This is a genomic window from Flaviflexus sp., assembly GCF_041440645.1.
Classification (GTDB): Bacteria; Actinomycetota; Actinomycetes; order Actinomycetales; family Actinomycetaceae; genus Flaviflexus.
Window position 1 is genome coordinate 10,219 of sequence record NZ_JASDVN010000046.1, and the last position, 6,231, is coordinate 16,449.

The 6,231-nt window shown below is 60.1% G+C and carries 5 protein-coding genes; 4 read left to right on the plus strand and 1 reads right to left on the minus strand.

Annotation, left to right across the window (positions count from 1 at the left end):
- Positions 1–115: 115 nt before the first annotated feature.
- Positions 116–961 carry an HAD family hydrolase gene (locus QMB98_RS06445; protein ID WP_371684862.1) on the minus strand — a complete coding sequence of 282 codons (846 nt, stop codon included), beginning with the start codon at positions 959–961 and terminating at the stop codon, positions 116–118.
- 170 nt (positions 962–1,131) lie between these two features.
- On the opposite strand from QMB98_RS06445, the gene QMB98_RS06450 reads away from it, so the two are divergent.
- The 4 genes from QMB98_RS06450 to QMB98_RS06465 all read left to right on the plus strand — a co-directional run bounded on the left by QMB98_RS06450 (position 1,132) and on the right by QMB98_RS06465 (position 5,974).
- Positions 1,132–2,190: a galactitol-1-phosphate 5-dehydrogenase gene (locus QMB98_RS06450; protein WP_371684863.1), complete on the plus strand. Its 1,059-nt coding sequence runs from the start codon at positions 1,132–1,134 to the stop codon at positions 2,188–2,190.
- Entirely contained in the window at positions 2,190–3,149 is a 960-nt protein-coding gene (locus QMB98_RS06455) for a sugar-binding transcriptional regulator (RefSeq protein ID WP_371684864.1), read from the plus strand. The genes QMB98_RS06450 and QMB98_RS06455 overlap by 1 nt, the downstream gene beginning before the upstream one ends.
- Positions 3,150–3,204: 55 nt before the next feature.
- A complete protein-coding gene (gene deoC / locus QMB98_RS06460; protein ID WP_371684865.1) occupies positions 3,205–3,849 on the plus strand; it encodes a deoxyribose-phosphate aldolase in 645 nt (214 codons plus the stop codon).
- Between the two features lie 454 nt (positions 3,850–4,303).
- A complete protein-coding gene (locus QMB98_RS06465; protein WP_371684866.1) occupies positions 4,304–5,974 on the plus strand; it encodes a ribulokinase in 1,671 nt (556 codons plus the stop codon).
- The last annotated feature ends 257 nt before the right edge of the window (positions 5,975–6,231 follow it).

Sequence of the window (6,231 nt, forward strand, 5' to 3'; positions counted from 1 at the left end):
CCCCCCCCCCTCACTACTGCTTAATTGTCTTTTCGAAGTGCGTGGGAGAGTCCTTGAACTAACCCACGAGCATCAAGCCTCGAGCATCAACCCTCGAGCATCGAGCTGCGGTCAATCAGTCCTGACGCTGCCCCCGATGGTTGGCCCACAGGGTGAGGAAGTCGGCGACGGCGTCATCTTCGTTCTGGCCGATCTGGTAGTCGCAGGCGTCCTTGACGTGCGGGTAGGCGTTGCCCATGGCGACCGAGATGCCGACGTTGGGTAGCCAGGACATGTCATTCTCGGAGTCGCCGATGCCGAGGGTGCGTTCCGGGGTCGTGCCGAGGTCGGAAAGAACAGGGGTGAGTCCCGTCCACTTCGACACGTCGTGGTTCGTGAGCTCGTAGAACTCGGGAAGGGTCTTGACGGTGTCGGGGAAGTTCTCGCGCAGGTGCTCAACCTTGCCGGTCGTGTCCTCGGGGTCGATGTAGTACATGACCTTGAGACGATCGTCGGAGTCGAGATCCTCAAACTTCACGAGCGTGGGTGTGAGGCCCTCGTTCGGGCCTTGAAGAATCTGGCGAGCAACGCCATCGGTCTCGGTGAAGAAGAAATCCGTGCCGAAAATGACGGACTGAAGATCGTTCTCCCTCCCAAACTCCACGATCTTCTCGAAATACTCGTCCGAGAACGGGGAGAGCCCGATGATCGTGTCGTGGTCGGTGTGGACGGTGATGGCGCCGTTGCAGGCAATCACGTAACCGTTGCGATCCATGCGACCAAACAGCTTGCGCAGGGCGGGAGCCATGCGGCCGGAGGCGAGCACGATCTCGATTCCCGTGTCAGCGAGAGCCCTCAGAGCGTCAATGGTCCGGTCGCTCACGCTCGAGTCATCGCGTGAAAGAGTGCCGTCGACGTCGAAGACAGCAACATCAATGTTGTCGATATTCTCCGGCAGTACACCGTCAAGAAAAGTAGCCATTCTTAGACAGTAGCCGACGAAAGAAGATGCCACAAAGCCTATCCATATCAACAAAAGTTGACCCAATTTGCACTTATGTTGGACTGTTCAATTTACGTTGACTTTGCCAACTTTGGAGCATAGTTTTGTTGGTGCAACGTGGCCGATATGGATCGGCCGGAGGAGGAAAAATGTCAAAGATGAAGGCCGTGGTCATGCACGCGGTGGGCGATATTCGAGTCGAAGAGATCGAGAAGCCGACTGCAGGACCCGGCGAGGTTGTCATGAAGGTCGCCGTCTGTGGCGTCTGTGGATCCGACCTCGATCGCATGTTCAAAAAGGGACCCCACAAGCTCCCGCTCGTGTGTGGTCACGAATTCTCCGCCTACATTGAGGAACTCGGTGAAGGTGTCGAGGGCTTCGAGGTTGGCGACCTGGTCACTGTTCCCCCGATGATCCCCTGCTTCAAGTGCCCGCCCTGCGTTCAGGGCCAATTCTCCCTGTGCGAGGACTACGACTACTACGGCTCCCGTCGCAACGGTGCGTACGCCGAGTACGTTGCTGGCCCCGCCAACCTGCTTCTCAAGGTTCCCGCCGGCCTCGATGCTCGCGCAGCAGCCATGGTCGACCCCGCAGCTATCGCACTTCACGCCATTTGGCGCACCAAGCTGACCGCCGGCTCCCGCGTAGCCGTCATGGGCGGCGGCGGCCCTATCGGCCTCTTCGCTGTCCAGTGGGCCCGCATCATGGGTGCCACCGATATTGTTGCCGTTGACGTGTCCGAGCAGAAGGCCGAGCTTGCTCGCCAGGCAGGCGCCACCACCGCTGTTTCCAGCCCCGACCAGCTCGCCGAGATCGTTGGAAACGGCTTCGACGTTGTTGTCGAAACCACCGGTGTTCCGAAGGTTGCCGACCAGGCCGTGGGCATTGCTGCTCGCCACGGCGAGGTCACCCTCATCGGCATCCCCAACGCCCCCGTCGAAATCTCGGCAGGCAACTGGGCTCGCCTCATGCGCCTCGAGATCAACATCTGCGGTTCCTGGAACTCTTTCGGTGCTCCCTTCCCGGGTGCCGAGTGGACCACGACTCTCGATCACATGGCGAACGGCAACCTCAAGTGGGACTTCATGATCACTCACGAGGAGCCCCTCGAGAAGGTTGGCGAGACCATCAAGGCAATGTCTGAGAGGACCATCCACTCCTCGAAGGTGCTGTTCCTCCCCAACGGCTCGGACCTGCCTACCAACTAATGCGAAGCGGATCCACCGAGCACGAGCACGCCATGGTGCGTGCGGCGGAGCTGTACTACAACGACGGGCTCCTGCAGTCCGAGGTTGCTGACAAGCTACGCCTGAGCCGATGGAAAGTAGGTCGCCTCCTTGAGGAAGCGCGTTCGACGGGACTGGTGGAAATCAAGATTCATCACCCCCAGTCCCGCAGGCGCGACCTCGAGAAGCTCCTGACCGAACGATTCGACTGCAGGGAAGCGGTTGTCGTGGAAAGCCAGGCCTCCAAGCCTGCCACCATGGCACTCGCGGCCCAGGCCGCCGTCGACTATCTCGTTGAGCTCCGCCCACAACCCGAGATCATTGGCGTCTCGTGGGGCCACACCGTAGCCGCGATCGCGGATCAGCTCCCGGAGGGAGTCTTCCGGGAGCCCATGATCGTGCAACTGAACGGCGGAGCCAATTCGCTCACCGACACGGTGGATGCTGGTAGCATCATCCGCACGATTGCGAGCAAGTCTCGCGACCCGCGCACGGCGCTGCTTCCCGCCTCCGCCATCGTTCAGGACCGGGATCTGGCCCAACGGCTCCTCGCGGACCGCAACATCGCAAGGACGCTCCAGGCGGCATCGGATGCTGATGTGGCGCTCTATTCCATTGGCGTGCTCTCCCCGCAGTCCGTGCTTCGCCGAACGAACTGCGTGACCGCTGACGAAGTGGTCTCCCTCCAGGAGGCTGGCGCGATTGGCGACATCCTCGGCCACTACATTGACCGAAACGGACGCGTGGTGGATTTCGATCTGGATCAGCGAACGATCGGGCTGGATCTCGACAGGCTCTCCAACATTCCGAAGTCCATTGCCGTGGCAGTGGGCGAGGAGAAGAGCGGCATTACCCGCGCGACTCTGTATGCCGGGCTGTGCAACGTTCTCGTCACCGAAAGCAATGTTGCTGAGCAGGTTCTCGGCAACAATGCCCTGTAACTTAAACCTATGACCCCACAGGGTCTCACTCACTTCCAACACGATGGAGAAAAACATGAATCCCCAAGACGTCGTCGGCATTGTCGACCACACCCTGCTCGCACCCGAAGCCACCAAGGACGATGTGCTCCGCCTGCTGGACGATGCTGAGGCACTCGGCACGTTCTCCGTGTGCGTTTCCCCTTCCCAGATCCCGCTCCCGCGCGAGACCTCCGTCAAGGTAGCGGCCGTGTGCGGCTTCCCCTCCGGTGCGCACACCGCTTCCGTCAAGGCGGCAGAGGCCAAGGAACTGGCCGACGCAGGCGTTGACGAGATCGACATGGTCATCAACGTTGGCAAGGCCAAGGAAGGCGACTTCACCTACATCCAGAACGAGATCCAGGCAGTGCGCGACGCAGCCCCGAACGTTCTGCTTAAGGTCATCATCGAGTCCGCTGCCCTGACCGATGACGAGATCGTGGCCGCCTGCAAGGCATCCGTTGCCGCCAAGGCCGACTACGTCAAGACCTCCACCGGCTACCACAAGGCGGGCGGAGCATCCGTTGCAGCCGTCAAGCTCATGCGTGAAACCGTTGGCCCCGAGGTAGGCGTCAAGGCTTCCGGCGGCATCCGCGACGGCAAGTTCGCAACCGAACTGATCGAGGCCGGCGCAAGCCGTCTCGGCCTGTCGGGCACCAAGCAGGTTCTCGACACCCTATAACCAACCCCGGTGGGGATGGGTGAACCTTCGCCCATCCCCACACCTCCACCCCGGAACAGAGCGGTTCCACCACCAGGGATCTCGTTCTGCTTCCACCAACGGTTTCAATTGGGACCGGATCGGATTCGTGAATAGCTTTAGGATCACGTTCTGAAGCGGATTCCTGAACAGCATCAGGATCATTTCCAGAATCAGATTCTTGACTCGGTTCACTATCGTGTTCCGATTCAGGTTTGGCATCTGGTTCCCGCTGAAACCATTGCCCGAAATATTCACCAACTCGACGTGTTTGGCAGGATCTCACCACAACGTGACTGCGAAGAATGCGTCAAAATCCTAAAACAACGCTCGAACGAACGAAACGCTTGAACGAAAACGCTGCCCGCGACCGGTCAGCTGAGACTAGAAACCCACCTTCTATCACCCGCAACAACAATCGATCAACGAGGATCTCATGAGTGAAAAATACGTAATTGGCATTGACTTTGGCACCCTGTCCGGACGTGCCACTGTCGTTCGCGTTTCCGACGGCCGGGAACTTGGTTCCTCCATCATGGAGTACCCGCATGGAGTCATGGACCGCACCCTGACCGCTGGCGACAACCAGCAACTTCCCCCTGACTATGCACTGCAGGTCCCGGCCGACTACATCGAGGTCCTCAAGTCCGTGGTCCCTGAGGCCGTGATTGACGCTAAGGTCGACGCCTCCGACATCATCGGCATCGGCACCGACTTCACCTCCGCCTCGACCCTCCCCACCGACGAAAACGGTGCGCCCCTGTGCGAGCGCGAGGAGTTCAAGAACAACCCCCACGCCTACGTTAAGATGTGGAAGCACCACGGTGGCACCGAGCAGGCTGAGCGCGCCATCGCCATCGCCGAGGCACGTGGCGAAATGTGGCTGGGTCGCTACGGTGGCCGCATCTCCTCCGAGATCGTGATCCCGAAGGCTCTCGAGACCCTCGAGAAGGCTCCCGAGGTCTACGAATCCATGGACTACTACGTTGAGGCCGTCGACTGGATCGTGTGGCAGTTGACCGGCAAACTCATTCACTCCGCAGCCCCCGCGGGCTACAAGGCGCTCCGCCAGAACGACCAGTTCCCGTCAGAGTCCTACTTCGCTGAACTCAACCCCGCCTTCCGCACCTTCATCAAGGACAAGTTCGATGCTCCCGTGCTCCAGCTCGGTGAACGCGCCGGCAATCTGACGGACGAGATGGCGGAGGCATTGGGCCTTCCCTCCGGCATCGCAGTCGCCGTCGGTCAGATTGATGCTCACGTCACGGCTCCCGCCGCTCAGGCAGTTGAGCCGGGCCAGATGACCGCAATCATGGGCACCTCGAACGTCTACATCGTGAACGGCAAGTCCGCTCGCGATATCCCCGGCGTCTTCGGCATCACCAACGGTGGTATCTCCGCTGGCCTGTGGGGCTACGAGGGTGGTCAGACCGGTGTTGGTGACATCTTTGCCTGGATCGTCGACAACATCGTTCCCGGCGAGTACCAGAACGAGGCGAACCGCAGGGGCATTTCCGTCCACGAGCTTCTCACCGAGAAGGGCGCGGAGCAAGAGATTGGTGAGCACGGGCTGGCTGCTCTCGACTGGCACAACGGCAACCGTTCCATCCTGAACAACGGCTCGCTGTCCGGAACGCTCATCGGCATGACCCTCAACACCCGCCCCGAGGAGATCTACCGCGCCTACCTTGAGGCAACCGGTTTTGGCCTTCGCGTGATCATCGAGAACTTCCTCGAGCACGGCGTTGAGATCAACGAGATCGTGGCCGCAGGTGGTCTGCTCAAGAACAAGTTCCTCATGCAGATCTACGCCGACATCACCCGCATCCCGCTCTCGATCTCCGGTTCGAAGCTGGCAGGCTCCCTCGGTGCCGCCATCTACGGTGCCGTCGCAGCCGGTGCCTACCCGAACGTGTACGACGCAGCCAGGGCCATGGGTTCGAAGATCGACCACGCCTACGTGCCGAACGAAGAGAACGCCAAGAAGTACGACCTTCTCTATGAGGAATACCTCACCCTGCACGACTACTTTGGTCGCGGCGCTAACGACGTCATGGCTCGTCTGAAGGAGATTCAGCGCAACATCCACGCACGTAAGAACGCGTAACTTCCAGGGGCGTTTCTTCCACCCATCAAGGCGCGACCCTACCTCCCGCGCAATGCCAAGCGATAGTTCTCCTCCGCTAGGCAAGTAGCGACGACGAACTGCTCCCCGCCCTTTCGAAGTATCGAAAGGGCGGGGAGCAGTTCTGGTTTGGCGCGGTGGTGTGGGATATGGGGCTCTTCGCAATTGAGGGTGTGGTGTGTTGGTGCTGTCGCGCGTCAGACTATGTGGCAGGGGTAGTTAGTTGTTGAAATTACCCT

Excerpts from the sequence above, each read along its gene's own strand:
- QMB98_RS06445 (WP_371684862.1), bottom strand. The coding sequence starts at position 961 with ATGGCTACTTTTCTTGACGGTGTACTGCCGGAGAATATCGACAACATT.
- QMB98_RS06450 (WP_371684863.1), top strand. The coding sequence starts at position 1,132 with ATGTCAAAGATGAAGGCCGTGGTCATGCACGCGGTGGGCGATATTCGA.
- QMB98_RS06455 (WP_371684864.1), top strand. The coding sequence starts at position 2,190 with ATGCGAAGCGGATCCACCGAGCACGAGCACGCCATGGTGCGTGCGGCG.
- deoC (WP_371684865.1), top strand. The coding sequence starts at position 3,205 with ATGAATCCCCAAGACGTCGTCGGCATTGTCGACCACACCCTGCTCGCA.
- QMB98_RS06465 (WP_371684866.1), top strand. The coding sequence starts at position 4,304 with ATGAGTGAAAAATACGTAATTGGCATTGACTTTGGCACCCTGTCCGGA.